Consider the following 25,502-nt stretch of genomic DNA (forward strand, 5'->3'; position numbering starts at 1 on the left):
AGGCATTAATGCATGAGCGGATGAGGGAGCGAATGCTACTTTCGAAGGAGTGAATGCACTGCATTAGTCGCGAATGTACATAGAACAAAATGTGGGAGGGGCTTGCGCCCTCCCACAGGGGACCGCGTTGTAATCAAGGGATCAGAAGAACCCCAGCGGATTGATGTCGTAGCTCACCAGCAGGTTCTTGGTCTGCTGGTAATGATCCAGCATCATCTTGTGGTTCTCACGCCCCACCCCCGACTTCTTGTACCCGCCAAACGCCGCGTGGGCCGGGTACAGGTGGTAGCAGTTGGTCCACACGCGCCCGGCCTTGATCGCCCGGCCCATGCGGTAGGCGCGGTTGATATCGCGGGTCCACAAACCGGCACCCAGGCCGAACTCGCTGTCGTTGGCAATCGCCAGGGCCTCGGCTTCGTCCTTGAAGGTGGTGATGCCCACCACCGGGCCGAAGATTTCTTCCTGGAACACACGCATCTTGTTGTGCCCCTTGAGCAGGGTCGGCTGGATGTAATAACCGCTGGCCAGGTCGCCGTCCAAACGCTCGGCCGCGCCGCCGGTGAGCAGCTCGGCGCCCTCTTCCTGGGCGATCTTGAGGTAAGAGAGGATCTTGTCGTATTGCTGCTCGGACGCCTGGGCGCCGACCATGGTCTCGGTGTCCAGCGGGTTGCCGCGCTTGATCTTGACGATCTTTTTCATCACCACTTTCATGAAGTCGTCGTAGATCGACTCCTGCACCAGCGCCCGCGACGGGCAGGTGCACACTTCGCCCTGGTTGAAGAACGCCAGCACCAGGCCTTCGGCGGCTTTTTCGATGAATGCAGGCTCCGCCCGCATGATGTCTTCGAAGAAGATGTTCGGCGACTTGCCGCCCAGCTCCACGGTCGACGGGATCAGGTTCTCGGCGGCCGCATGCATGATGTGCGCGCCGATCGGGGTCGAGCCGGTAAATGCGATCTTGGCGATGCGCTTGCTGGTGGCCAAGGCCTCCCCCGCTTCGCGGCCAAAGCCCTGGACGATGTTCAGCACGCCCGGTGGCAGCAGGTCATTGATCAGTTCGGCAAACACCATGATCGACAGCGGCGTCTGCTCGGCCGGCTTGAGCACGATGCAGTTACCGGCGGCCAGGGCCGGCGCGAGTTTCCAGGCGGCCATCAACAGCGGGAAGTTCCACGGGATGATCTGCCCGACCACGCCCAGCGGCTCATGGAAGTGGTAGGCGGCGGTGTGTTCGTTGATCTCGGCGGCGCCGCCTTCCTGGGCGCGGATGCAACCGGCGAAGTAGCGAAAGTGGTCGGCGGCCAGCGGCACGTCGGCGTTGAGGGTTTCGCGCACGGCCTTGCCGTTGTCCCAGCTTTCGGTCACGGCCAGTACTTCGAGGTGTTGCTCGATGCGGTCGGCAATTTTCAGCAGCACCAGGGAACGGTCCTGGGGCGAGGTCTTGCCCCAGGCATCGGCGGCGGCGTGAGCGGCATCCAGGGCCTTATCGATATCAGCGGCGTTGGAGCGCGGGAACTCGGCGATCGCTTCACCGGTGACCGGCGAGGTGTTGGTGAAGTATTCGCCGCTGAGCGGTGCAACGAACTCGCCGCCGATGAAATTGCCGTAGCGCGACTTGAAGCTGACGATAGCGCCAGGGGTGCCAGGTTGTGCGTAGATCATGTTGAAGCCTCTGTCTGGGTCCGGGCCTGTCGGTCAACAGGCGATGACCCGATAGTAAAGAGCCCCCGCTGCCGGGCGAATGCGCCGTTGGCAGGGGGGTAACGGTCATTTGGTCGTAGATTCAGTGTTTGGCGACCAGCTCTTTGGGCAGCTTGAAGGTCCAGAGCATGCCGCCCTGGTTGAAGTCCTTGATGCGCTTGGCTACTTCGCCGCCCCACAACGGCACCGCGCCGCCCCAGCCGGAGAGCACCGACACATACTGTTCGCCGTCCATTTCCCAGGTGACGGGCGAGCCGAGCACGCCGGAACCGGTCTGGAATTCCCAGACTTTTTCGCCGGTCTTGGCGTTGAACGCCTGCAAGAAACCTTCCGGCGTGCCGGTAAACACCAGGTTGCCCTTGGTGGTCAGCACGCCACCCCACAGCGGCGCGAAGTTCTTGTGGCGCCAGACTTCCTTGCCGGTCTTGGGGTCGATGGCGCGCAGCACGCCGATGTAGTCTTCGTTCAGTGGCTTGATGGTGAAGCCCGCGCCCAGGAACGCCGCGCCTTTCTTATAGGCGATGCCTTCGTTCCAGATGTCCATGCCCCACTCGTTGGACGGCACATAGAACAGCCCGGTGTCGCGGTTGTAGGCCATCGGCATCCAGTTTTTCGCGCCAAGGAACGCCGGCGCGACGAACACCGAAGTGCCCTTGGTTTCGCTGCCCGGCGCGCCGGGACGGCTGGCTTCGTTGTAGATCGGCCGGCCGTCCTTGTCCAAACCGGTGGCCCAGGTGATCTTGTCGACAAACGGGAAACCACGGATGAACTTGCCGTTGGTGCGGTCGAGCACATAGAAGAAACCATTACGGTCGGCGGTGGCCGCCGCTTTGATTTCCTTGCCGCCTTCGCTGTAGTTGAAGGAGACCAGCTCGTTCACGCCGTCATAGTCCCAACCGTCGTGGGGCGTGCTCTGGAAATGCCACTTGATCGTGCCGTCGTCCGGGTTCAGCGCCAGGCGCGAGGAGGAATAGAGGTTATCGCCGGGGCGCAGGTGCGAGTTCCACGGGGCCGGGTTGCCGGTGCCGAACAGCAGCAGGTTGGTTTCCGGGTCGTAGTAGCCGCCCAGCCAAGGGGCCGCACCGCCGGTCTTCCACAGGTCGCCGGGCCAGGTCTTGCCCGCCTCGCCACCGGAGATACCGTTTTCCACGGCCTTGCCGTCCTTGTAGACGTAGCCCATATGGCCTTCGACGGTCGGACGGCTCCACAACAGGTCGCCGTTTTTCGGGTCATAGGCTTCAATCTTGCCCACTACACCGAACTCGCCCCCGGCCACGCCAGTGATCAGTTTGCCGTTGATCACCAAGGGCGCGGCGCTGATCGAGTAGCCTTCCTTGTGGTCGGCGACCTTCTTGCTCCACACCACTTTGCCGGTGTCTTTGTTCAGGGCCACCAGCTTGGCGTCGAGGGTGCCGAAGAACACCAGGTCGCCATACAGCGCCACGCCCCGGTTGATCACGTCACAGCACGGACGGATGTCATCGGGCAGGCGCGCATCGTATTGCCAGAGCTTCTTGCCGGTGCGCGCGTCCACCGCAAACACCCGCGAGTAGGAACCGGTGAGGTACATCACCCCGTCCTTGACCATGGGCTGTGCCTGCTGCCCACGCTGTTTCTCGCCGCCAAACGAAAACGCCCAGACCGGGCGCAGGTCCTTGACGTTGTCGACGTTCAGGCTGTCGAGCGGGCAGTAGCGCTGGCCCTGCACGCCCAGGCCATTGGTGACGATCTGCCCGGGGTTTTTCGGGTCCTGGAGGATGTCCTCATCGGTGACCGAGGCCATGGCCTGGCCGGATAACAGGATGGCACCGAGCAACACACTCAAGGCGAAGGGTTGGCGACGTGCGGGTTGGGTCATGACGGCTACCTCTGCGGTTTTTTGTTATACCCGGGAAATTTTCCCGGTCTGGTGCCGATTCTTGGGCGCAGGGGGCATTGTCACAATTGACCGCAGTATCGAGATTGCTAGTTCCTTAGTAGCGGGTATCCAGCCGCTGCATCTGCGCGCGCTCGTAGCGCGGGTACAGGTGGCTGACACTGCGGATCAGTTCGTAGCGGCTCAGGCTGATCGCGGCGAAACGCGCGGGGATGGGGCTGCGGATCATCTCGGCCATGTCGCTGCCATGGGCGGCACCGTCGCGCAGCAGTTGGTCGAGCCAGGTGAGGTAGTCGCGCATCTGCACGAAAGGCTGGGCGTCGCTGGCCACCGGGCCATGGCCGGGCACGACCAGGGTCCAGGGCAAGGCTTGCAGGGTGTCGAGATCGGCCAGCCATGCCGCCAGCCCTGGACTATTGGGGGTGGTGAGGGCGCGCTGATAGAACACTAGGTCACCGGTAAACAGCACGCCGGTGCTCGGGTCGAGAATCGCCAGGTCGGCGCCGGTGTGGCCGGTGAGTGCGAGCAAGCGCAGGTCGTGGCCGCCCACGCTGAGCACGCCGGGTGTCAGCACCTGGGTGGGCAACACCACTTCGGTGCCACGCATCCAGTCGCCGACCATGCGGTAGAGGTTTTCCGCCATGCCGTCGCCCTGCTCGCGCAGCAGCCGCGTAGTGTCGGCCAGGGCGCCGATGGGCACGTCCTTGAAGGCCTGGTTGCCCAGCGCGTGGTCGGGGTGATGGTGGGTGATCAACACCTGGACCACCGGTTTGGCCGTTACCTTGGCGATCGCCTGGCGCAGGGCTTCGCCGTAGCGCCGTGACGGGCCGGTGTCGATCACCACCACGCCGGCTTCGGTGACGATAAAAGCGGTGTTGACGATATTGCCGCCGTTGGCCTTGGCGAAGTTGTCGGTGCTGCCTTCGAGCAGCCAGGTATCGTCGGCGATCAACCGTGGCTGGAGGGCGTAGTCGAGGTCTGCCAGGACGGGCAGGCTCAGGCCCAGGCACAGCAAGAGGATCCAGCGCATGCCGCGCTCCTTCTGGTCAGGGGATGGCGGCGTCGAACTGGTTGCCGCTGTTGTCACGCAGCACCAGGCGGGTGGGCCCTGGAGCATCGATGTCGAAGGCCAGGTTGGGGTTTTCGCTGACCGCCGGGAACAGCTCCAGCTCGGCCAGCACCTGATCGTCCTGGCCACGCAGTTGCGCATGGTTGATAAAAAATTCCGGAATGCCGCTGACCATGCCGTTGTCCATCGGGTGAGCAACCTGGACCCGCACCCGGCTGAATTCGCCACGCGGGTAACGGCCGCCGAGCACTTCGCCGATATGCTCCTCCCACCCGGGTTGGGTGCGCACCACGCTGGGTGCGGTGCAGCCACCACCGGCGGCGTCGATCAGGGTAGAACCGACGTGCCACAGCCCATCCTCGGTGAGCACCGCCGCGCGCAACGGCGTGGCCTGTTCGATGCGGATGCGGATCGACAGCCAGGGCAACACACCGGCCTTGGGTTGGAAGTCGACGATTTTCGGCAATGGGTTGAGTTCGGCCCAGGCGAGGATTTTCACCACCTGCCCTTTGAACGCACGGGCGTCGATTTCCAGCGGCACCTGGCGCGCATCTTCGGCGAAGGGTGGCGCCAACAGCTTGACCCGCTCATCGAACACAAACGGCGCATCCGCCAGGAACTGCTTGTGGTAGAAGGCCCACATCACCGACGGCACCGGGTCGACTTCCACGGCGTGAGCCGCCAGCGGCAGCCAGCAAGCCAGGATGCAGCTCAATCGCCAGTTCATCGCCTGCTCCTATTGATACATCTGCGGCACTTCGTACTGCAGGCCGTAACGGGCATAGATCGCTTGCACCGCACCGTCGCGGATCAGGCCTTCCAGCGCCTCCTCTACCGCATAGGCCAACTGGCGATTGCTCTCATGCACCGCCATGCCGATCTCCCAGCGCTGCTTGCCCATATTGGGGTAGGCGTTTTGCGCCAGGGCCAGTTGCGGGTCGTGGGCCTCGTGCACCTGCCAGTCGATTTCACCGCGCATGGCCATCACCGCGTCGACCTCGCCGGCCTTCATCGCCGCAAAGGCCTGGGGCACGTCGGGGTAGTGGCGGGTCTTGCCGGCGAGCATGCCGTTGAACACCGAGGTGAGGTAGAACGACGGCACGCTGTCGACTTCGACGCCAATCGGGTGCTGCTCGAACACCGCCACGCTGGCGACCTTGTCCAGCCGTCGACGGTCGTAGGCCACCTGCCATTGTTCGTTCTGGTACGGCCCGAACATCACCACATGGCCGTTTTCCAGTTCGCCCTGGTCATTACGCTTTTGCGCATAGGCGTGGTCGTAGGGGGCACGCATCATCAGGTCGGCCAATTGCTGGTTGTGCAATGGGCTGCCGCGCCAGATGTAGTCGCGCAGGTCGTCGTCGAGCTTCTCGCCAGCCGGCGCCCAGATCAGTGTGAGCTGCACCCCCAGCGCCTTGGCCAAGGCCTGGGCCAGCTCCACGTCGACACCCCGTGGGGTGCCGCCGTCCTGGAAGCTGTAGGGGGCAAAATCCTTATAGACCGCCACCTTGATCTCACCGGCGGCGATCATCTGGTCGTAGCTGCGCACCTGCGCCTGTGCCGTCTGGCAACACAGCAGGGCCAGGCCAAGCACATACGCGAACAGGCGCATGGCTTACTCCTCGACGCGCACGGAGTCCAGGTAGGTACGCACCGCCCACAAGGCTTCCTGGCTCAGGTAGTCGGCCATTTTCGGCATGTACACCCGGCCGTCGCGCACGGCGCCATGGCGCACACGCTCGACAAACCACTCATCACCGGCCTCACCCGCATCCAGCATGCGCAGGTCCGGGGCGATACCACCGGACTTGGCTTCCAGGCCGTGGCAGGCGGCGCAGTTCTGGTTGTAGGCGGACGAGCCGATTTCCACTGCCTTGTCATGTTCCGGCGAGGTGCGGTACGGGTTCACCGCCGCCCAGCCATCGGCGTCCACCGGTACTCCGGCGTCCTTGACCGAGGTCAGGCCCTTGGTTTCCACCGCTTGCGGAACGACGTTGCCATGGGCCCAGGCGGAGCCGGCACCGATCGCACCCACCAACAGGCCAGCCACGAGCCAGGCATTGTGTTTTGTTGTCATTATTTTGCCCTCAGGATTGCACGCAAAACCTCATTGCAGAGGCTATGGCAACCATCTTAGAAAGCCCTGGGCATGGCCCGTATGCTGCTTTGGTGGCCGCCCTATCCTCCCTTGGTAGTAGGGCTTGTGGGGCACGCCTAAAACAGAGGCGGTCCGGGAAGTCTTCCCGGCCACAGCGGGACTTTTTCCGTATCCGCCCAATGCCGCGCGCTCCACCCTGTGCAGGCCAAAACCTCCACTGGGAACCGCAACCATGACAATAAGATCGCTACCCGCCCTTTCACCGTTGAGCCTTGCCCTGCAGGCCTTGCTGCTGGTCGGCAGCCTGTCGTTGAGTGCGACAAGCTTCGCCGCCGCCGAACCGACCCCTTCTACTCAAAAGCCGACGCGCAACGTCACCTGGGAAGACATCGCCAACGACCACCTGACGACCAAGGACGTGCTGCAATACGGCATGGGCACCAACGCCCAGCGCTGGAGCCCGCTGGCCCAGGTCAACGACAAGAACGTGTTCAAGCTCACCCCGGCCTGGTCCTATTCGTTCGGCGACGAGAAGCAGCGCGGCCAGGAATCCCAGGCCATCGTCAGCGACGGCGTGGTCTATGTCACCGGTTCCTACTCCCGCGTGTTTGCCCTCGACGCCAAGACCGGCAAGCGCCTGTGGACCTACAACCACCGCTTGCCCGACAACATTCGCCCGTGCTGTGACGTGGTCAACCGCGGCGCGGCGATCTTCGGCGACAAGATCTACTTCGGCACTCTCGACGCGCGCCTGATCGCCCTCGACAAAAACACCGGCAAAGTGGTGTGGAACAAGAAATTCGGCGACCACGCCGCCGGCTACACCATGACCGGCGCGCCGGTACTGATCAAAGACAAAGTCAGCGGCAAGGTGTTGCTGATCCACGGCAGCTCCGGCGATGAATTCGGCGTGGTCGGCCAACTGTATGCGCGCGACCCGGACACCGGCGAAGAAGTGTGGATGCGCCCTTTCGTGGAGGGCCATATGGGCCGTCTGAACGGCAAGGACAGCACGCCGACCGGCGACGTAAAAGCACCGTCGTGGCCGGACGACCCGACCACCGAAACCGGCAAGGTCGAGGCCTGGAGCCATGGCGGTGGCGCGCCCTGGCAGAGCGCGAGTTTCGATGCCGAGACCAACACTATTATCGTCGGCGCCGGCAACCCCGGCCCGTGGAACACCTGGGCGCGCACCGCCAAGGACGGCAACCCCCACGACTTCGACAGCCTCTACACCTCCGGCCAAGTGGGTGTCGACCCGAGCACCGGCGAAGTGAAGTGGTTCTACCAGCACACCCCGAACGACGCCTGGGACTTCTCCGGCAACAACGAACTGGTGCTGTTCGACTACAAGGGCAAGGACGGCAAAGTGGTCAAGGCCACCGGCCACGCCGACCGCAACGGTTTCTTCTACGTGGTCGACCGCAACAACGGCAAGCTGCAGAACGCCTTCCCGTTCGTGGACAACATCACCTGGGCCAGCCATATCGACCTGAAGACCGGTCGCCCCGTGGAAAACCCCGGCCAGCGCCCGGCCAAGCCATTGCCGGGTGAAACCAAGGGCAAGCCGGTGGAAGTCTCGCCGCCGTTCCTGGGGGGCAAGAACTGGAACCCCATGGCCTACAGCCAGGACACCGGGCTGTTCTACATCCCGGGCAACCAGTGGAAAGAGGAATACTGGACCGAAGAGGTCAACTACAAGAAGGGCTCGGCGTACCTGGGCATGGGCTTTCGCATCAAGCGCATGTATGACGACCACGTCGGCACCCTGCGGGCGATGAACCCGACCACCGGCAAGGTGGTGTGGGAGCACAAGGAAGCCTTGCCGCTGTGGGCCGGCGTGCTGGCGACCAAGGGCAACCTGGTGTTCACCGGCACCGGCGATGGTTTCTTCAAGGCTTTCGACGCGAAAACCGGCAAGGAACTGTGGAAGTTCCAGACCGGCAGCGGCATCGTCTCGCCGCCGATCACCTGGGAGCAGGATGGCGAGCAGTATGTCGGCGTGACCGTCGGCTATGGCGGCGCGGTGCCGCTGTGGGGTGGCGACATGGCCGAGCTGACCAAACCGGTGGCGCAAGGCGGGTCGTTCTGGGTGTTCAAGATTCCGAGCTGGGATCAGAAAACCGCCCAAAAATAGCTCTGGATCATGCGGAGCGGCTTTTGTGGCGAGGGAGCTTGCTCCCTCGCCACAGGTATCACAGAGATCTCACGATGAACTACCTGCCCTTGTTACTCCTGCTCTCCCTGCCCCTGGCGCACGCCGACGATGGCGACGACGCCCCGCTGATCATCAACGGCTGCACCATCGCCGAACACAGCCAATGCCCCGGCGCCAACCTCAAGGACGCCAACCTGCGCAACCAGAACCTCGGCAAGATGAACCTGGCCGGCGCCGACCTGCGCGGAGCTGACCTGCGCCACGCCAACCTCGACCTGGCCAACCTGGAAAAAGCCCAGCTGCAAGGCGCCAACCTCACCCGCGCCAGCCTGCAACAAAGCAACCTGCGCCTGGCCGACTTCACCGGCGCCACGTTGATGGCGGTGCAAGGCTGGGGCCTGTTTGCCCAGGGCGCGCAGTTTGAAAACGCCAACCTCAGCGCGGCGTACCTGCAATTTGCGCGGCTGTCGGGAGCGAAGATGCACAAGGTCAACCTGCGTGCGGCGGATCTGGAAATGACGTGGTTGAGCAAGGCGGATTTGCAGGGGGCCGACCTGAGTGATGCGAATTTGCAGGAGGCCAAGTTTGGTGAAAGCAACCTGGAAAATGCGAAGCTCACCGGCAGTCGCCAGCACTATGCGAACTTTCAGGACGCCAATATGGAAGGCTGCATGGACTGCCCCACCACCTGGGACCGTTAGCACACCGCCATTCAAATGTGAGAGGGGGCTTGCTCCCGATAGCAGTACATCAGTTGCCGATACGTCAACTGACCCACCGCTATCGGGAGCAAGCCCCCTCCCACAGGCGTTACGCACTGGCCCGCCTATCCAGCCACCCGCACCACCCCCATGTCGATCCCCAAATGCACCAATTCAGCATGGGAACTCACCTGCAACTTGCTCTTGAGCAGGGTCAGGTGGTTGGACACGGTCTTGCTGCTGATATTCAGCCGGTCGGCAATCGCTCGGGTAGGCGTGCCCCTGGCCAGCATCAGGAAAATTTCCAACTCCCGCGGCGTCATGCCCTGCAAGCGTTGATCGCTGGGCGTATAGGCCAGTTCGGTAGCCAGCGCCTGTTCGATGTAGGCGTGGCCGTCGAGGATGCGCCGCACCGCTTCAATCAACACCTCAGGCGCCGAGCTTTTGGTCAGGTAGCCTGAGGCCCCTGCGTCCAGAGCCTGGCGTACCAGCGGCAATTCGTCGTGCATGCTGAAAAACAGCACACGCAACTGCGGCAGGCGCTGGCGCAGGCGGCGGGTGGTTTCCAGGCCACTGATGCCCGGCAGGCCGAAGTCCATGATCACTAGGTTCGGCACCGCTTCCTGTACTCGGCTCAAGGCCTCTTCGCCACTGGCCGCCTCGCGCACCTCGATAGCCGGCAGCAATGCGCGCAACAGGCTGGCGTAGCCCTGGCGCACCACCGCATGGTCATCCACCAACAGAATATTCATGTGGCCTCCAACGGCATGTTCACTGCCAACGCCCAGCCGGCGCCGGGGTGGCTGAGGATCTTCAATTCGCCGCCCAGGCAGCGCGCGCGCTCAGCCATGGAATACAGGCCCACGCCCGGACGCTGGGGCGTCTGTGCACCGCGCCCGTTATCGCGCACCCACAGGCGCAGACGCGAACCGCGATGCTGCAGGCGCACGTGCACCTGGCTGGCGTTGGCATGCCGCAGGATGTTGGTCAGGGCTTCCTGGAGCAGGCGATACAGGTGGGTCTTGCTGGCGCCGGATAACGTCGGCAAGTCGCTACTGACCTGCAACCGGCACGGGATGCCGTGGCTGGCCTGCCACTGCGTGACCAGCATGGCGAACGCCTCGGCCATCGGCAGGTGTTGCAGGGCCACCGGGTAAAGGTCGTGGACCAGCGCGCGGAACCCTTGCTGCAACTGTTCGCAGTGTTCCTCCAGCTGCCCTACCGTGCGCGTAAGCACCTGAGGCTGATCGGCCACCAGGCGCAACAGGCACGCCTGGGCGCGGATACCGGCCAGGTACTGGCCGAGGTCGTCGTGCAGGGTCTGGGCCAAGTGGGTACGTTCCTGTTCCTGCACCGCCAGCAAGGTTTGGGTAAGTTGGGTGTTGTCGGTGCGCGCCTGTTCCAGGGCGTCAGTCATGCGGTTGAAGTGCAGTGCCAGTTGCCGCGCTTCCGGCGAGCCATGCGTGTGCAAGCGCACATTGAGCCGGCCGGCGCACACCTGTTGCAGGGCGCGCAGCAGTTCGTCCAGCACGCCCATGCCACGGCGCACCGCCCAGCGGATGGTCAACAGGCTCAGCGCCAGCGCCATGATGCACAGGCCCAGCAGTTGCTGCAGGGAGTCCCAGACCTCGTCGATTTCATCCCGTGGGTCGACCGCGATGGCGACGCGCCGACCGTCCGGCAAGTCCAGCACCTGGGCCGTGCGCCGGGCCTCGACGAACAATAGGCGCCCGAGCCAGGCATCCAGGCCCTGCGCCGTGGGCGTGCGCACGGTCTCGCCCGGCTTGAGCCAGTGCACGCGCACATGGCGCAGGCTGGCGGTGAGTTTGGGTTGCAGGCTGGCGGGGTCGCGCGCGGCGGTCTCGCTCAGGTAGTGCACCACCGCTTCGGCCGACTGCAACTCGCGCTCCACGTCCGCCAGCGCCTGGTGCAACAACAGCGCGGTGCAGGCGCAGGTGACCAGGACGAAGAAGCCGCACACCCACAGGTTGATCCGCCACAAGGCCGACAAGACGCGCATGCTGGTGTCACTCCTGTGAAAAGGGCCTCTGGTGTTCCATGCTAAAACCGCACGGCGCGCGTGGGGCTACTACCTTGGTACTGGCCCGGCGGTACTTTCTGCATATTTGCAGCGCCCCCAAGGCTTCCTATGCTGGCGCTACCTGTCATGGAGTGCCTTATGCGCCAGCTCGCCCCTTATGCCGTGGTCTGCCTGATGGCGATCGCCTGGGCCACCACCGGCCAGGCCGCCGAGACGCCGTTGCAGGTGCAGATCGGCTACCTGGGCTATCGACCTGACCCTGGGCCGCTGCTGTCGAATGTGATTGCCGAACCCGCCGATGCCGGGCAACGCGGCGCCGAACTGGCGATCATCGACAGCAACAGCACCGGCGCCTTTCTCAATCAACGCTACAGCCTGGCCACCGCCACGGTGGACACGGCCGACGCGCTGCTCGCCGCCGCCAAGGCCCAACACGACCAGGGCCTGCGCCTGTTCGTGGTGAACGCCCCCGCCGCCAGCCTGCGCCAACTCAGCGCCGCCCTGCCCGACAGCCTGCTGTTCAACGCCGGCAGCCCCGACGACAGCCTGCGCAGCACCGACTGCCTGAACAATGTGCTGCATACCTTGCCCAGCCGCGCGATGCTCGCCGATGCCCTGGCGCAGTTTCTGGTGCTGCGCAAATGGCAAAAGGCGCTGCTGATCGTCGGCCCCACCGACGATGACCACGCCTATGCCGCCGCCCTGCGCCGCGCCGCCAGACGCTTCGGTGTGCAACTGGTGGCGGAAAAATCCTGGCGTTTCGATAACGACCAACGCCGCAGCGCCCAGGCGGATATGCCACTGTTCACCCAGACCGCCGAATACGATGTGGTGCTGGTGGCCGACGAACGCGGCGACTTCGGCGAGTACGTGCCCTATCAAACCTGGTACCCGCGTCCCGTCGCCGGGACCCAGGGCCTGACGCCCACCGGCTGGCACAAAACCGTCGAGACCTACGGCGCGGCCCAATTGCAAAAACGCTTCGAGGCCCTGGCCGGGCGCTGGATGAACGACCGCGACTTCGCCGCCTGGATGGCCGTGCGCAGCGTCGCCAGCGCGGTGAGCCGGTTGCGCCAGGCCGATGCCATGGCGATCCGCCAACTGGCGCTCAGCGAACACCTGCCGCTGGACGGCTTCAAGGGCCGCAAGCTCAGCTACCGCCCCTGGAACGGCGAGCTGCGCCAACCGATACCCCTCGTACAACCGCGCGCCCTGGTCAGCACCTCACCCCAGGACGGTTTCCTGCACCCCACCAATGAAATGGACAGCCTGGGCTACGACAAGCCCGAGGTGACTTGCCGCTTTCCCTGATCGCCGTCCCACAATAATAAGGAATCCGCCATGCGCCGCACCCTGCTCTCATGCGCCCTGCTGCTCGCCGCCGGGCACGCGGTGGCCAGCACCGCCTGGGTCTCCAACGAGAAAGACAACAGCCTGAGCCTGATCGACCTGCAGACCCTGCAAGTCACCGACACCCTCAAGGTCGGCCAGCGCCCGCGGGGCCTGCTGCTGTCCCATGACAACAAGCTGCTGTACATCTGCGCCAGCGACTCGGACCGGGTGCAGGTGATGGACGTGGCCACGCGCAAGATCATCAAGGAACTGCCCTCCGGCAAAGACCCCGAGCAGTTTGCCCTGCACCCCAATAATCGCTGGCTGTATGTGTCCAACGAAGACGATGCGCTGGTCACGGTGATCGACACCGAGACCGCCAAGGTGCTCGGCCAGATCAACGTCGGCGTCGAGCCCGAGGGCATGGCGGTGAGCCCGGACGGCAAGTGGGCGGTGAACACCAGCGAAACCACGAACATGCTGCACTGGATCGACACCAGCACCCAGACCCTGGCCGACAGCACCCTGGTGGACCAGCGCCCACGCTTTGTCGAGTTCAACCACGACGGCTCGCAGCTGTGGGCGTCGGCGGAAATCGGCGGCACCGTGACCATTCTCGACGTGGCCAGCCGCGCGGTCCTCAAGACCCTGACGTTCGCCATCAAAGGCGTGCACCCGGACAAGGTGCAGCCGGTAGGCATCAAGCTCAGCGCCGACGGCAAATACGGCTTTGTCGCCCTCGGCCCGGCCAACCATGTGGCGGTGATCGATGCCAAGACGTTCGAGATCCTCGACTACCTGCTGGTGGGCCGCCGCGTGTGGCAGATGGCGTTTACCCCGGACCAGAAACAACTGCTGGCCACCAACGGCGTGAGCGGTGATGTGTCGGTGATCGACGTGGACAGCCTCAAGGTGATCAAGTCGGTGAAAGTCGGGCGCTACCCCTGGGGCGTGGTGGTGACGCCATGAGTGCCCTGGAGGTCCGTGCGCTGAGTTTCGCCTACGGCTCGCGCGAGGCCTTGAGCGCGGTGAGTTTCAGCCTGGCCGCGGGACAGTTTGCGGCATTGCTGGGGCCCAACGGCGCGGGTAAATCGACATTGATTGCCCTGCTGACCCGCCTGTATGACCTGCAGACCGGCGATATCCGCGTGTGCGGGCATTCCTTGCGCGGGGCACCGCGTGCCGCCCTCCCCCAACTGGGCGTGGTGTTCCAGCAAAGCACCCTGGACCTGGACTTGAGCGTGGAACAGAACCTGCGCTACCACGCCGCGCTGCACGGCTTGTCGCGGCGCCGGACCGACGCACGGGTCGAGGCCGAACTGGCGCGCCAGGGCCTCACCGAGCGGCGACGCGAGAAGGTTCGCGAACTCAACGGCGGGCACCGTCGGCGCGTGGAAATTGCCCGGGCGTTGCTGCATGAGCCGCGCGTGCTGCTGCTCGACGAAGCCAGCGTCGGCCTCGACCCCGCCAGCCGCCTGGCCCTGAACCAGCATGTGCGCAGCCTGTGCGCCGAACACGGCATCAGCGTGCTGTGGACCACCCACTTGCTGGATGAGGTGCAGGCCAGCGACGCACTGATGATTCTGCATCAGGGCCGCTTGGTGGCCAGCGGGCAAGTCGATGTGCTCACTCAACAACAGGGCGATGATCTGGGCAGCCTGTTCGCCCGGCTGACGCGCCCCGCCATTGCGGGGGCCGCGGCATGAGCGCTTATTGGCAATGCCTGCGCGGCATCGTGCTGCGTGAATGGCTGCGCTTTGTGTTGCAGCGCACGCGGTTTCTCAGCGCCCTGGTGCGCCCGCTGCTGTGGCTGGTGGTGTTTGCCGCCGGGTTCCGCGCGGCCCTGGGTATCTCGGTGATCGAGCCCTACGACACCTACATCCCCTACGAGGTCTACATCATCCCCGGCCTGGCCTGCATGATCTTGCTGTTCAATGGCATGCAAGGTTCGCTGTCGATGGTCTACGACCGCGAGATGGGCAGCATGCGCGTGCTGTTGACCAGCCCGTTGCCGCGTACGTTTTTGCTGTGCGGCAAACTCTTGGCCACAGCGTTGATCTCGTTGTTGCAGGTATACGGCTTCCTGGCGATTGCCTGGGTGTATGGCGTGCAACCGCCGGCCATGGGGCTGTTGCTCGCCCTGCCCGCGTTGCTGCTGGTGGCGTTGATGCTCAGTGCCCTGGGCTTGTTGCTGTCGAACGCGATTCGCCAATTGGAAAACTTCGCCGGGGTGATGAACTTCGTGATCTTCCCGTTGTTTTTCATGTCTTCGGCGCTGTACCCGCTGTGGAAGATGCGCGACTCCAGCGAGTGGTTGTACTGGCTGTGCGCGATCAACCCGTTTACCCATGCGGTGGAGCTGGTGCGCTTTGCCCTGTATGAGCGCTTCGCCGGGCTGGCACTGGCGGTGTGCCTGGGGCTGACCGTGCTGTTCACGCTGTTGGCGGTGCTGACCTTCAACCCCCAGCACGCGGCGCTGCGCAAAAAAGGTTGAGGGCGGCAAAACTACTACTTTAGTACTGGTTTTGCTGTCTATCGTCGCATTCCCAAGGCAGCGCGACTCACGTGTAATGGCGGCATAACGATAAGGACTACACCGTCATGCTGCCTTCACGACTGCCCCTGTTGGCGTTGCTGTGCCTGCTCTGCGTCAACGCTCAGGCCGACACCCCGCTGTTTTCCATCGACGGCTATCGCATCGGCCTGTACCGCAGCCCCACGCCCGACCACCTGCCGGGCGCCACGATTGTCGACACCCCTGCCCTGCAAACCCTGCTCAACCAAACGCCGCCACCGGTGCTGATCGACGTGTACCGCCGCCAGTGGCTGCAAGGTCGCTTCATCGAAGACCAACCCCACGCCAACCTGCCCGGCAGCCACTGGCTGGCCAACACCGGCGATGGCAACCTCACGCCCGAGTGGCAAGGCTACTTCGTGCGCCACCTGTACAGGCTCACCGGCGGCAACCTCGCACGCCCGCTGGTGTTCTACTGCCGCTCCGATTGCTGGCTGAGTTGGAACGCGGTAAAACGTGCCGCCAACCTGGGCTATACCTCTGTGTATTGGTATCGCGATGGGTTGGACGCGTGGGAAGCGGCAAAGCTGCCGGTGACGGCTGCGACACCCGAGCCTTTTCAATAAAAACCCACAACAAGAAGGTGAACGGCCATGTACAAAATCCTGATAGCCGACGATCACCCGCTGTTTCGCGAGGCGATCCACAACGTCATCAGCGACGGCTTCCCCGGCAGCGAGGTGATGGAAACCGCCGACCTGGACAGCGCCCTTGTCCTGACCCAGGAACACGATGACCTCGATTTGATCCTGCTGGACCTGAACATGCCCGGCATGCACGGCCTCAACGGTTTGATCAACCTGCGCAACGAGGCACCGACCATCCCGGTGGTGATCGTCTCGGCCGAGCAGGACAAGCAGATCGTGCTGCAAGCCATCACCTATGGCGCGGTGGGCTTTATCACCAAGTCCTCGCCACGCCTGCAAATGACCGAGGCGATCCAGCAGATTCTCAACGGCAATGTGTACTTGCCGCCCGACATCATCCGCACCCAGAAAACCGGCACCCACAGGCGCCTCAACGAAAACCCGGGCTTTGCCCCTGAACTGTTGCAGGCCCTGACGCGCAAGCAGTTGCTGGTGCTGGAGCGCATGACCAAGGGCGAGTCGAACAAGCAGATCGCGTACACCCTGGAAATTGCCGAGACCACGGTGAAGGCCCATGTGTCGGCGATCCTGCGCAAGTTGAATGTGCATAACCGGGTGCAGGCGATCCTAAGTGCCGGGGATATCGATTTCGGCTCCTACCTGCGCCGCTGATCCCCAGACACAACACAGGTCAAATGTGGGATCTCCATTGGAGGGTACTTCGCTGTTCACTTGCCGAGCAGGTGGCTTATCGCGATTTTGAGCTTCATCGGGCGCACCGGTTTGTGCATCAAGGTGTGCCCCAACTCGCGGATCTGCTGCTTCAATTCGTTGCTGTAGTTGGCGGTGATCATCAGCGCAGCTATCGCGCGACCGCGTCGGGCGTTGATGCGGGCGACGGCGTCAACGCCGTTCTGGTCGTCGTCGAGGTGGTAGTCGGCGATCAGCAAATCCGCCTCGGCATGGTAGTTGTCCACCTGCCGTGCCAGGTCTTGCTCGGACAATGCGGTAATCACCTGGCAGCCCCAGCCTTCGAGCAAAGTGCGCATTCCCGCGCAGATCGCCGCGTCGTTATCCAGCACCCACACCCGTGCGCCTTGCAGGCGTTCGAGCATCGGTTCACTCATGGCCAGCGTCGGCAGCGACTTGGGCGCGGTGGCGCTCAAGGGCACCTCCACCGAGAACATCGAGCCCTTGCCCGGCCAGGATTTGACACTGATGCGATGACCAAGAATCCCGGCGATTTTCTCCACGATCGCCAACCCCAGGCCCAAGCCACGATCCTGGTCTGGACGCTGCACATCGCCACGCTTGAACTCCTGGAAAATCTCTTCCAGACGCTCCTCGGCGATGCCCATGCCGCTGTCCCACACCTGGATCGACAAGCGCTGATGCTGGCGTCGACACCCCAGCACAATGCGCCCTTGATAAGTGTAGCGGATCGCGTTGCTCAGCAGGTTGCGCAGGATCCGCGCCAATAGCTGGATGTCGCTGCGCACCAGCGCGGAACAGCCGATGAAGTGCAGCTCCAGCCCTTCGCTGCGGGCCAATTCGGTGTACTCGGCGGCCAGGTTATCGAGCAATTCGCTCAAGGCGAACGGCGCGATATCGGCCTTGATCACCCCGGCGTCCAGCTTGGAAATATCCACCAGGGTGCCCAGCAGGTTTTCCACGTCTTCCAGGGAATTGCTCACGTTGCGCACCAGTTTTTCACTCGGGCGCTCCAACAAGGCGCTGGTGAACAGCCGTGCGGCGTTGAGCGGTTGCAGCAGGTCGTGGCTGACGGCCGCGAGGAATTTGGTTTTTGACAGGTTGGCCTGTTCAGCCTCCAGCTTGGCCTCGCGCAGGCGGCTTTCCATGCGCCGGCGCTCGTCGATTTCCTTGAGCAATTGGTCATTGAGCGCCGTGAGTTCCGAGGTGCGCTGGGCGACGCGCTGTTCCAGGTGCTGATAGGCCTGGTGCAGGGCTTCGGCGGTGCGGCGGCGTTCGGTGATGTCGCGGATCAACACAAAGATCCCCACCACTTCGCCACTGGCCAGCATGTTCGGCACGTAGGAGCGCAGCATGTAGCGTTCCTGGTTATTGATATTGGTCTCGGCGAATTCGAAGGTCACGCTCTCGCCGGCCAGGGCGCGGGCGACGTAGGCGTCCAGGCGCTGGCAGTGCTGTTCGCTGTGCACTTGGCGCAGGCTCTGGCCGAGCATCATGCCGCGCGGCCAGCAGTACCATTCTTCGTAGACTTTATTGGTGAACTCATAGACCAGGTCGGCATTCAGGTAGCCGATCAGCGCCGGTACGTTATCGGTGATCAGGCGAATCCAGCGCTCGCTTTCCTGGGCTTTCTGCGCCGCCACTTGTTCGCCGCGCAGGGTTTCGGCGCGCAGCCGGGCGTTGATCAGCAGGTGGTTGCTGGCCTTGAGTTCGGCCATCGCCTGGTTCAGCGCATCGGTACGTTCGCGCACTTGCTCGGCCAGCACCACCGAATGCTGGAAGGTGGTGTACGGGTTATTGCCCTGGCTCATGCCGGACTCGATGCGCTCGATCAGCGCCGCGTTGATCCGCGCCAGCTTGTGATTGTCCTGTCGCAGCTGGGCCAACTGGGCGAGCAGTTCAGCGCCGGCCGCGGGCAATGGCGACCCCGGTGAAGGTCTGGTTGATATGCATGCCATTGAACTGTTCTCCGTAGGTGTTGAAACCCATCACCCGCTTGGCTTGCAGGAAGCTGCCGATCTGCTCCAGGTCGCCGGCGTCTTCCAGCTCCAGGCGGCGCAGGAAGCAGTCGCAGCCGAGGGTCAGCAGCAAGTCGCCAAGGCGTGAGTGCAGGCCGTCGAACAGGCTTTCCAGGTTGGGCAGGATCGGGCCGGGCGTCATCACGGTCAGCACGATGCCGTTTTCCACCGCACAGTAGAAACTCAGGCTCAGGTCTGCGTGCACCTGTTGGATGGCGCGCACGTAGTACTGGTCATGGATACGCACCGCCAGCGGGTGGGCGGCGAAGGTGCGGTGGTCGAGGTCGGCCACCGCCACGCCGATATGCCGGGCATACTCTTCGGCGGCGGGTTCGGCGTTGAGTTCATAGACCCGGCGCGAGGGGCTGTCGGCACCGGTCACCACCAGTTTCTCCGCTCGCGGCAGGATGTGGTGGGTGGTGAACACCTCGAAATCCAGCCAGGTATTGACCAACACCACCACCGCCGCGCCGCTGTGGAACGCGCCGTTGAAGTAAACGTGGGTGTGGGTGAGAAAGTTGTCATCGCCAGCCGAGCCGCCAAAGTGCGGGATATCGCCAAGGGCGGCGCTGAGGGCGGCGAGCACCATCTCTTCGCGGCTGGACAGACCATCGAGCAGGGTCAGGGCAAACGTGTTGCCTTTGATGGGGGCCAGGGTATTGCTGCGGCAACCGCCGACCAGCCGTTCGACCATGTGCTGGGCGTCGATCAGGCTGAAGTGCTCGACCTGGTCGATCAGCTCGGTGGCGATGGAAAAGTGCGCATGGTTGAAACCCATCGCGGTAATGCAATTGCGGCCGTAGCCTTGGGGCGTGATCTCGCCGGCGCTGGTGCAACCCACCACGCGCACATTGCCGAAACACTGTTGCAAGGCCTGGCCCAACGCCTGCAAATCGTAGGAAGCCGAACAGAAAAACAGCACAAACCCCAGGTAGGGGTGCAGCAGTTGGCGGGCCAACTCCTCAGCCGCCTGCCCCGCGTCGGTGGCCTGGGACATGGCGCTGACTACGCCTTCACTGTTATGCATCGTTGGTTCCCCCTCTGAGGCATGAGTGTACGAAGGGCTGGGGGCGGGACCTATGCTACTTGTGTACTGGGTAGGGGGATGCGATGGGATGACTCTCTCAAGACTGATGGAGATCAAAATGTGGGAGGGGCAAGTCGAATCGTCGCACCGCCCCTCCCACAGTTAACCGCATTACCAAGTCAAGACAGCACCGACGGCGAAGGTATCGGTGTCTTCATTCTGGGCGCTGGTGTCATGCCCCTTGATCTGGAACTGGTTGTACTCGGCCACCAGCTTCAGGTTGTCGTTCACGTCATGAAACAGCGCAACCCCGCGCGTCTCATAATCCGCGCCACTGCCCACCACGCCGTTGCCGTCATCCTTTGTTTTACCGTAGGACAGCGCCAGGCGGTTCTTGCCCAGTTTGTACGAGCCCTGCACCAGGTAGCCGTTGCTGTCCACATTACGCAGGGTGGCCTCCCCGGCATTGTTGGTGAAGAACGGGTTGATGCCCTTGGCCTGGAAGCCGGAACCGGTCAGCGACAAGCCGCCCATTTTGGCTTGCACGCCATAACCCAGGCCCTTGGAGGTGACCGAGGCCACGGAGGAGTCGGTGTTATCGGAGGTCTGGTAGCTGCCGTTGAGCCAACTGTAGATCTTCGCCCCGCCCAGGTCGAACTGGTAGGTGACCTCGCTTTCGGTGCGCGGGTTCTCCTGGTAGGCCTTGCCCACGGCGCTGCTGTCGTTGGTGTCGACCGGGTCCATGATGCCGACGGCCACGCGCAGGCCGTCCATCACCGGAGTGCGATAGGTGATCTGCGAGGTGGGGAACGGGTATGGGTAACCGCTGCCGATATTGCCGAACGACGCCCCGCCGCCGTCCACCAGGCCGAGGCTGTCGCTGACCTGGCCGTAACCGGCTAGCAGTTCATCGAGCAGGATGTTGGAGCGGGCGAACAGGCCGAAGTCCTTGCCGATCAGCACTTCGCCCCACTCGGGGTTGGCCACGGTGCCGTAGAACTGGCGCACGTCGATGGCGGTGTCGGTGCCGTTGGTTTCGCTGTCGTTGATGGTGACCCAGAACGAGGCGCGGGCGCCGAGCTTGAGGTCGTCGACCTGCTTGCTCATGTTGAAGCCCAGGTAGTTGGGCAGGAAGCCCATCTTCACGCGGGATTGACGGCGGTCGTACTGGTCGCCGGCGCGGTCCACATCGCTGTTGACGTAGAAAGCGTTGATGTAGCCGTCGGTGGAAAAGGTGGTTTCGTCCTTGTCGTACAGCATGATTTCGGCGCCAGCCAACGGGCTGAGGCTCAGGCCGACGATAAACGCAGGTAACAGACGCAGGGGGACATTTTTATTGTTATGCATAACGCGCTCCGCAACGGGGACTTGATGTCGGAGGCGATTATCGAAAGGCGCCAGGCCACGGCCTACGCTGCCTTGGCCGTGGTTTGAAGGTGCTTTGGGTGGGCAGCGGGTGCCCGGCAATTCTGGCGTAAGACGGGCCCGCTCGCAGGCCCGGCACTTAATGCGTAAGACCGGCCTTGGCCAACATGCCCACGGCAACCAGTACACAGAGGCCGGCAAACCCCACCTGCAAGGCGCGCGCGGGAATCACCGAACACAGGCGTCGGCCGACCAGCATGCCGACGATGCTCGCGCCGATGAACATCCACCCGACCGACTCGATGCGCACGCCCGCACGCAACGCCCCCGCCACGCCGATCAGCGAAATCAGGCTGATGACCATCAGCGACGTGGCGACGATGCCGCGCATCTGCACGTCGGTGAGCTGCTTGAACGCCGGTACGATCAGGAAACCGCCACCCACGCCGAGCAGGCCGGACACCGCACCGGTCACGGCGCCCAACGCGGCCAGGGTGGCGCTGCACTTGGCGGTCCAGGCCAGGCGCCCGGTCTGCTGGTTGAGCATGCAGTTCTTCTGACCCCAGGACGCGGCGCCGTGGTCGCTCGGCCCGACCTCGAGCTTTTCGCGCTGCAGCATGCGCCAGGCCACCAGCACCATCAGCGCACTGAACAGGCCCATCAGCAGTGGTTCCGGCAATTGGTGGGCAAAGAACACGCCCAGCGGCGAAAACAGCCCGCCCAGCAACGCGATCAACAACGCGGCGCGGTAACGCACCAGGCCATGGCGCAAGCCGTCAATCGCCCCGACGGCCGCCGCCGCGCCCACCGCGAGCAGCGAGATTGGCGCGGCCTGGGTCATGCTCAACCCCAGGCCCAGCACCAACGCCGGCACCCCGAGGATGCCGCCGCCCGCACCGGTCAGGCCCATGACCAGGCCCATCAACAACCCCAACACACTGGCCAGCAGCATTCAGTCCACCTTGCTCAGGCGGGTCAGCCACTCGCGGCCCTTGAGCATGCCGTTCCAGTAGAACCACGGCAGCAAGGTGGCCTTGAGGAACCACATCGAACGCCGCGCACGGGTCGCATCGAGGGGGAACGTCGGCAGCAACTTGCCGCCGTAGCCGAACTCGGCCAGTACCACCTTGCCCTTCTCCACCGTCAACGGGCAGGAACCGTAGCCGTCGTACTTGAGCGGCAGCGGCGCCTGTTTGCGCAGGGCCAGCAGGTTTTCGGCAACCACCACGATTTGCTTGCGCACGGCGGCGGCAGTCTTGGCATTGGTGGTGCCGCACACATCGCCCAGGCCGAAAATGTGCGGGTAACGCAGGTGTTGCAGGCTGTGGGGGTTCACGTCGCACCAACCGGCGGCGTCGGCCAGCGGGCTGTGGCGGATAAAATCCGGAGACACCTGTGGGGGGACCACGTGCAGCATGTCGAAGGATTTCTCCTCGACGGTGCCATTGCCTTCGGCATCCTTCACCTCGAACCAGGCCTTGCGCGCCGGGCCATCGACCTTCACCAGGTTGGAATTGAACGCCAGGCGCGCGTTGTATTTTTCCACGTACTTCATCAGCGGCGGCACAAAGGTCGCCACGCCGAACAACGCCGCGCCGGCCAGGTTGAATTCGACGTCGATGTGCTTGAGGTTGCCCTGCTTGAGCCAGTGATCGCAGGACAGGTACATGGCCTTTTGCGGCGCACCGGCGCATTTGATCGGCATCGCCGGCTGAGTAAACAGCGCCTTGCCGCCCTTGAGTTGCCGCACCAGTTGCCAGGTGTAGGCCGCGTGTTCGTAGCTGTAGTTGGATGTGACGCCGTGCTGGCCCAGGGTGTTTTCCAGGCCTTCGATTTTTTCCCAGGCCAGGCGCAGGCCGGGGCAGACAATCAGGTTGTTCCAGGTGACGCGCTGGCCGCTGTCGAGCACCAGGGTCTGCTCGTCCGGCAGCAGCTCAGTGACGGCCGCCTGCACCCAGGTCACGCCATTGGGCAGCACGTCAGCCAGGGGGCGACGGGTCTTTTTCACGTCATAGGCGCCACCGCCGACCAGGGTCCAGGCTGGCTGGTAACAGTGATAGTCGCTCGGTTCGATCAGGGTGATGTTCAGGTGCGGGTCGCGCTTGAGCAAGCTGGCCAGCAGGCCGATGCCCGCCGAACCGCCGCCGATGACAACGATATCGCCACTGATGGTTGGGCCCCAGTGTTGGTCGGTCATGGTCTATTGCCTTTTATCGTCAATGCACACAAGGGTCGCTGCCGTATGGCGTCACGCCCAGCTTTTTATCACCGCGCCGCAGTACAGGCCGGACAGGGTCTTCATCACTTGAATCACTTCGTGGCTGGCCAATCCGTAGAAAATATATTTGCCTTCCCGACGGGTGGCGACCAACCCTTCATCGCGCAAAATGCCCAACTGTTGCGACAGCGTGGGCTGGCGTACGCCCGTCAGGGCTTCCAGCTCGCCGACGTTGCGCTCGCCCTGGGTCAACTGGCACAGGATCAGCAAGCGGTCCTCATTGGCCAACGCCTTGAGCAACGCGCAGGCCTTGGACGCCGACGCACGCAACTGGGCGACTTCGCCTTCACTCAGAGTAGATTCCATTTGCCTCGGGTCCTTTGCGTCACTTAAGCTCGAAACATTATGTGTAAATGTAAAGTGATTGTAATCACTTTTTTCCGCAGCAGGGGTAGCCGTCATGTCAGCGTTGATTCATTCCTTTTTGGACGAGGCGTCGTCGACCTACACCTACGTCGTCTATGAAACAGACGGCGGCCCCTGCGCCATCGTCGATTCGGTGCTCAACTACGACCCGGCCTCCGGGCGCACCGACACGCGCCAGGCCGACAAGGTTATTGCCTTTGTCCGCGAACACCAGCTGCAGGTCGAGTGGTTGCTGGAAACCCATGCCCACGCCGACCACTTATCGGCCGCGCCGTACCTGCGTCGCACCCTGGGCGGCAAGATCGCCATCGGCCAGAGCATCAGCAAGGTGCAGGACGTGTTCAAGCACCTGTTCAACCTGGAGCCGGAATTTCGCGTCGACGGCTCGCAGTTCGATCACCTGTTCGCGCCGGATGAGGTCTTCCACATCGGCAATTTGAAGGCTCAGGCCCTGCATGTTCCGGGACACACCCCCGCCGACATGGCCTATTTGATCGACGGGCGCTTGATTCTGGTGGGTGACACGCTGTTCATGCCCGACGTGGGCACCGCCCGCTGCGACTTCCCCGGTGGCGATGCCCGGCAGTTGTATGCGTCGATGCGCACACTGTTGGCCTTCCCGCCCGAGACGCGGTTGTACGTGTGTCATGACTACCCGCCCGAAGGTCGCGAGGCCCAATGCTTAACCACCGTGGCGCAGCAGCGCGCGGGGAATATTCATGTGCATGACGGTGTGGATGAGGCCGCGTTCGTGGCGATGCGCACCCAGCGGGATGCGGGGCTGGGGATGCCGACGTTGCTGCTGCCGGCGATCCAGGTGAATGTGCGGGCGGGGAATCTGCCGCCAGCAGAAGAGAACGGCGTGACTTACCTGAAGATCCCGCTCAACCAACTTTGAAATGCGGTTAAAACTGTGGGAGGGGGTTTGCTCCCTCCCACAGTTTTTAACCGAGTTGAGTCAGGAACCGAGGCTGATGCCGTTGGCCGGCAGGGGCAGCGCGGTTTTATAGCGCACCTGCTTGAGCGCAAAACTCGACCGAATGTTCGCCACCCCCGGCACCTTGGTCAAAAAGTCCATCATGAAGCGCTCCAGCGACTGGATCGTCGGCACCAGCACACGGATCAAATAGTCCGGGTCGCCCGCCATCAAATAGCACTCCATCACCTCGGGGCGGTCGGAAATCGCCCCTTCGAACTGCTGCAACGCCAGCTCGTTCTGCTTTTCCAGGCTCACGTGGATGAACACGTTGACGTGCAGCCCCAGCAGATCGGCGTCGAGCAGGGTGACCTGCTCGCGAATCAGCCCCAACTCTTCCATCGCCTTGACCCGGTTGAAGCACGGCGTGGGCGACAGGTTGACCGAGCGGGCCAGGTCGGCGTTGGTGATGCGGGCATTCTCCTGCAGAGCGTTGAGAATGCCGATGTCGGTACGGTCCAGTTTGCGCATGAGACAAAATCACCTGTTTATTATGTTTATGCAGTTTTTTTATCCGCAAATGATCCCAAGCGCAACGAAACACAGATAAATATTCTTCTACGCCCCGCCTATGATTGTTGTAGGACAGGATTTCTTCTACCCGAAGACTGACTGTCAGCTAG

The 25,502-nt window shown here is 63.3% G+C and carries 24 protein-coding genes; 9 read left to right on the forward strand and 15 right to left on the reverse strand.

Annotated elements, in window-relative coordinates:
- Positions 1-141 precede the first annotated feature (141 nt).
- The 6 genes from exaC to pedF all read right to left on the reverse strand — a co-directional run bounded on the left by exaC (position 142) and on the right by pedF (position 6,723).
- Entirely contained in the window at positions 142-1,662 is a 1,521-nt protein-coding gene (exaC, locus tag V6M90_RS23420) for an acetaldehyde dehydrogenase ExaC (protein ID WP_003174854.1), read from the reverse strand.
- A gap of 121 nt (positions 1,663-1,783) precedes the next feature.
- A complete protein-coding gene (locus V6M90_RS23425) occupies positions 1,784-3,559 on the reverse strand; it encodes a PQQ-dependent methanol/ethanol family dehydrogenase (protein ID WP_332847207.1) in 1,776 nt (591 codons plus the stop codon).
- A gap of 115 nt (positions 3,560-3,674) precedes the next feature.
- Positions 3,675-4,607 carry a quinoprotein relay system zinc metallohydrolase 1 gene (locus V6M90_RS23430; protein ID WP_141063131.1) on the reverse strand — a complete coding sequence of 311 codons (933 nt, stop codon included), beginning with the start codon at positions 4,605-4,607 and terminating at the stop codon, positions 3,675-3,677.
- Between the two features lie 16 nt (positions 4,608-4,623).
- Positions 4,624-5,373 (reverse strand): quinoprotein dehydrogenase-associated SoxYZ-like carrier, encoded by a 750-nt coding sequence (locus V6M90_RS23435; RefSeq protein ID WP_003174857.1) that lies wholly within the window; start codon positions 5,371-5,373, stop codon positions 4,624-4,626.
- A gap of 9 nt (positions 5,374-5,382) precedes the next feature.
- Complete coding sequence (locus V6M90_RS23440) at positions 5,383-6,258, reverse strand: substrate-binding periplasmic protein (protein WP_305427445.1); 876 nt, start codon at positions 6,256-6,258, stop codon at positions 5,383-5,385.
- A 3-nt stretch (positions 6,259-6,261) separates the two neighbouring features.
- Positions 6,262-6,723 (reverse strand): cytochrome c-550 PedF, encoded by a 462-nt coding sequence (pedF, locus tag V6M90_RS23445; RefSeq protein WP_003174859.1) that lies wholly within the window; start codon positions 6,721-6,723, stop codon positions 6,262-6,264.
- 253 nt (positions 6,724-6,976) lie between these two features.
- Between pedF and exaA the strand changes: the two genes are divergently transcribed.
- Entirely contained in the window at positions 6,977-8,881 is a 1,905-nt protein-coding gene (gene exaA, locus V6M90_RS23450; RefSeq protein WP_003174860.1) for a quinoprotein ethanol dehydrogenase, read from the forward strand.
- 74 nt (positions 8,882-8,955) lie between these two features.
- Positions 8,956-9,603 carry a pentapeptide repeat-containing protein gene (locus V6M90_RS23455; protein WP_003174861.1) on the forward strand — a complete coding sequence of 216 codons (648 nt, stop codon included), beginning with the start codon at positions 8,956-8,958 and terminating at the stop codon, positions 9,601-9,603.
- 125 nt (positions 9,604-9,728) lie between these two features.
- Here the strand turns inward: V6M90_RS23455 and V6M90_RS23460 are convergent, their stop codons facing one another.
- Positions 9,729-10,355, reverse strand: coding sequence for a response regulator transcription factor (locus tag V6M90_RS23460; RefSeq protein WP_003174862.1), 627 nt, complete (start codon positions 10,353-10,355; stop codon positions 9,729-9,731).
- Positions 10,352-11,614 carry a sensor histidine kinase gene (locus V6M90_RS23465; protein WP_332847231.1) on the reverse strand — a complete coding sequence of 421 codons (1,263 nt, stop codon included), beginning with the start codon at positions 11,612-11,614 and terminating at the stop codon, positions 10,352-10,354. Before V6M90_RS23465 ends, V6M90_RS23460 begins: the two co-directional genes overlap by 4 nt.
- Positions 11,615-11,782: 168 nt before the next feature.
- Here V6M90_RS23465 and V6M90_RS23470 point away from each other — a divergent pair, with 168 nt between their 5' ends.
- The 6 genes from V6M90_RS23470 (at position 11,783) to V6M90_RS23495 (ending at position 16,810) form a co-directional block, all read left to right on the forward strand.
- Positions 11,783-12,955, forward strand: a complete 1,173-nt coding sequence (locus V6M90_RS23470; protein ID WP_305427447.1) for an ABC transporter substrate-binding protein — start codon at positions 11,783-11,785, stop codon at positions 12,953-12,955.
- Between the two features lie 30 nt (positions 12,956-12,985).
- Entirely contained in the window at positions 12,986-13,945 is a 960-nt protein-coding gene (locus tag V6M90_RS23475) for a YVTN family beta-propeller repeat protein (RefSeq protein ID WP_003174865.1), read from the forward strand.
- Positions 13,942-14,682, forward strand: a complete 741-nt coding sequence (locus V6M90_RS23480) for an ABC transporter ATP-binding protein (RefSeq protein WP_332847208.1) — start codon at positions 13,942-13,944, stop codon at positions 14,680-14,682. Before V6M90_RS23475 ends, V6M90_RS23480 begins: the two co-directional genes overlap by 4 nt.
- Positions 14,679-15,470 carry an ABC transporter permease gene (locus tag V6M90_RS23485; RefSeq protein WP_332847209.1) on the forward strand — a complete coding sequence of 264 codons (792 nt, stop codon included), beginning with the start codon at positions 14,679-14,681 and terminating at the stop codon, positions 15,468-15,470. The genes V6M90_RS23480 and V6M90_RS23485 overlap by 4 nt, the downstream gene beginning before the upstream one ends.
- A 107-nt stretch (positions 15,471-15,577) precedes the next feature.
- On the forward strand, positions 15,578-16,117 hold the full coding sequence (locus V6M90_RS23490) for a PQQ-dependent catabolism-associated CXXCW motif protein (protein WP_003174868.1): 540 nt from the start codon (positions 15,578-15,580) through the stop codon (positions 16,115-16,117).
- A 27-nt stretch (positions 16,118-16,144) separates the two neighbouring features.
- Complete coding sequence (locus V6M90_RS23495; protein ID WP_332847210.1) at positions 16,145-16,810, forward strand: response regulator transcription factor; 666 nt, start codon at positions 16,145-16,147, stop codon at positions 16,808-16,810.
- 56 nt (positions 16,811-16,866) lie between these two features.
- Here V6M90_RS23495 and V6M90_RS23500 read toward each other — a convergent pair whose 3' ends face one another.
- The 6 genes from V6M90_RS23500 to V6M90_RS23525 form a co-directional block, all read right to left on the reverse strand.
- Positions 16,867-18,807 carry a PAS domain-containing hybrid sensor histidine kinase/response regulator gene (locus V6M90_RS23500; RefSeq protein ID WP_408637334.1) on the reverse strand — a complete coding sequence of 647 codons (1,941 nt, stop codon included), beginning with the start codon at positions 18,805-18,807 and terminating at the stop codon, positions 16,867-16,869.
- A complete protein-coding gene (nosP, locus tag V6M90_RS23505; protein WP_305427450.1) occupies positions 18,749-19,894 on the reverse strand; it encodes a nitric oxide-sensing protein NosP in 1,146 nt (381 codons plus the stop codon). The genes V6M90_RS23500 and nosP overlap by 59 nt, the downstream gene beginning before the upstream one ends.
- A 171-nt stretch (positions 19,895-20,065) precedes the next feature.
- Complete coding sequence (locus V6M90_RS23510; RefSeq protein WP_332847211.1) at positions 20,066-21,241, reverse strand: porin; 1,176 nt, start codon at positions 21,239-21,241, stop codon at positions 20,066-20,068.
- Between the two features lie 157 nt (positions 21,242-21,398).
- A complete protein-coding gene (locus tag V6M90_RS23515) occupies positions 21,399-22,211 on the reverse strand; it encodes a sulfite exporter TauE/SafE family protein (RefSeq protein WP_305427452.1) in 813 nt (270 codons plus the stop codon).
- Complete coding sequence (locus V6M90_RS23520) at positions 22,212-23,456, reverse strand: NAD(P)/FAD-dependent oxidoreductase (protein WP_332847212.1); 1,245 nt, start codon at positions 23,454-23,456, stop codon at positions 22,212-22,214.
- Positions 23,457-23,507: 51 nt separating this feature from the next.
- Entirely contained in the window at positions 23,508-23,843 is a 336-nt protein-coding gene (locus V6M90_RS23525) for an ArsR/SmtB family transcription factor (protein WP_003174875.1), read from the reverse strand.
- A 94-nt stretch (positions 23,844-23,937) separates the two neighbouring features.
- Between V6M90_RS23525 and V6M90_RS23530 the strand changes: the two genes are divergently transcribed.
- Positions 23,938-24,801, forward strand: a complete 864-nt coding sequence (locus V6M90_RS23530; RefSeq protein WP_003174876.1) for an MBL fold metallo-hydrolase — start codon at positions 23,938-23,940, stop codon at positions 24,799-24,801.
- 60 nt (positions 24,802-24,861) lie between these two features.
- On the opposite strand, the gene bkdR is transcribed toward V6M90_RS23530, so the two are convergent.
- Entirely contained in the window at positions 24,862-25,350 is a 489-nt protein-coding gene (gene bkdR, locus V6M90_RS23535; protein WP_003174877.1) for a Bkd operon transcriptional regulator BkdR, read from the reverse strand.
- Between the last annotated feature and the right edge of the window lie 152 nt (positions 25,351-25,502).

This window comes from Pseudomonas lactucae, assembly GCF_036688725.1.
Lineage (GTDB): Bacteria > Pseudomonadota > Gammaproteobacteria > Pseudomonadales > Pseudomonadaceae > Aquipseudomonas > Aquipseudomonas lactucae.

Coding starts and splice junctions, on each gene's coding strand:
- exaC (WP_003174854.1), bottom strand. CDS start 1,662: ATGATCTACGCACAACCTGGCACCCCTGGCGCTATCGTCAGCTTCAAG.
- V6M90_RS23480 (WP_332847208.1), top strand. CDS start 13,942: ATGAGTGCCCTGGAGGTCCGTGCGCTGAGTTTCGCCTACGGCTCGCGC.
- V6M90_RS23470 (WP_305427447.1), top strand. CDS start 11,783: ATGCGCCAGCTCGCCCCTTATGCCGTGGTCTGCCTGATGGCGATCGCC.
- V6M90_RS23530 (WP_003174876.1), top strand. CDS start 23,938: ATGTCAGCGTTGATTCATTCCTTTTTGGACGAGGCGTCGTCGACCTAC.
- V6M90_RS23485 (WP_332847209.1), top strand. CDS start 14,679: ATGAGCGCTTATTGGCAATGCCTGCGCGGCATCGTGCTGCGTGAATGG.
- V6M90_RS23515 (WP_305427452.1), bottom strand. CDS start 22,211: ATGCTGCTGGCCAGTGTGTTGGGGTTGTTGATGGGCCTGGTCATGGGC.
- V6M90_RS23525 (WP_003174875.1), bottom strand. CDS start 23,843: ATGGAATCTACTCTGAGTGAAGGCGAAGTCGCCCAGTTGCGTGCGTCG.
- V6M90_RS23425 (WP_332847207.1), bottom strand. CDS start 3,559: ATGACCCAACCCGCACGTCGCCAACCCTTCGCCTTGAGTGTGTTGCTC.
- V6M90_RS23510 (WP_332847211.1), bottom strand. CDS start 21,241: ATGCATAACAATAAAAATGTCCCCCTGCGTCTGTTACCTGCGTTTATC.
- nosP (WP_305427450.1), bottom strand. CDS start 19,894: ATGCATAACAGTGAAGGCGTAGTCAGCGCCATGTCCCAGGCCACCGAC.
- bkdR (WP_003174877.1), bottom strand. CDS start 25,350: ATGCGCAAACTGGACCGTACCGACATCGGCATTCTCAACGCTCTGCAG.
- V6M90_RS23495 (WP_332847210.1), top strand. CDS start 16,145: ATGTACAAAATCCTGATAGCCGACGATCACCCGCTGTTTCGCGAGGCG.
- V6M90_RS23460 (WP_003174862.1), bottom strand. CDS start 10,355: ATGAATATTCTGTTGGTGGATGACCATGCGGTGGTGCGCCAGGGCTAC.
- exaA (WP_003174860.1), top strand. CDS start 6,977: ATGACAATAAGATCGCTACCCGCCCTTTCACCGTTGAGCCTTGCCCTG.
- V6M90_RS23430 (WP_141063131.1), bottom strand. CDS start 4,607: ATGCGCTGGATCCTCTTGCTGTGCCTGGGCCTGAGCCTGCCCGTCCTG.
- pedF (WP_003174859.1), bottom strand. CDS start 6,723: ATGACAACAAAACACAATGCCTGGCTCGTGGCTGGCCTGTTGGTGGGT.
- V6M90_RS23500 (WP_408637334.1), bottom strand. CDS start 18,807: ATGGCATGCATATCAACCAGACCTTCACCGGGGTCGCCATTGCCCGCG.
- V6M90_RS23440 (WP_305427445.1), bottom strand. CDS start 6,258: ATGCGCCTGTTCGCGTATGTGCTTGGCCTGGCCCTGCTGTGTTGCCAG.
- V6M90_RS23475 (WP_003174865.1), top strand. CDS start 12,986: ATGCGCCGCACCCTGCTCTCATGCGCCCTGCTGCTCGCCGCCGGGCAC.
- V6M90_RS23490 (WP_003174868.1), top strand. CDS start 15,578: ATGCTGCCTTCACGACTGCCCCTGTTGGCGTTGCTGTGCCTGCTCTGC.
- V6M90_RS23520 (WP_332847212.1), bottom strand. CDS start 23,456: ATGACCGACCAACACTGGGGCCCAACCATCAGTGGCGATATCGTTGTC.
- V6M90_RS23435 (WP_003174857.1), bottom strand. CDS start 5,373: ATGAACTGGCGATTGAGCTGCATCCTGGCTTGCTGGCTGCCGCTGGCG.
- V6M90_RS23455 (WP_003174861.1), top strand. CDS start 8,956: ATGAACTACCTGCCCTTGTTACTCCTGCTCTCCCTGCCCCTGGCGCAC.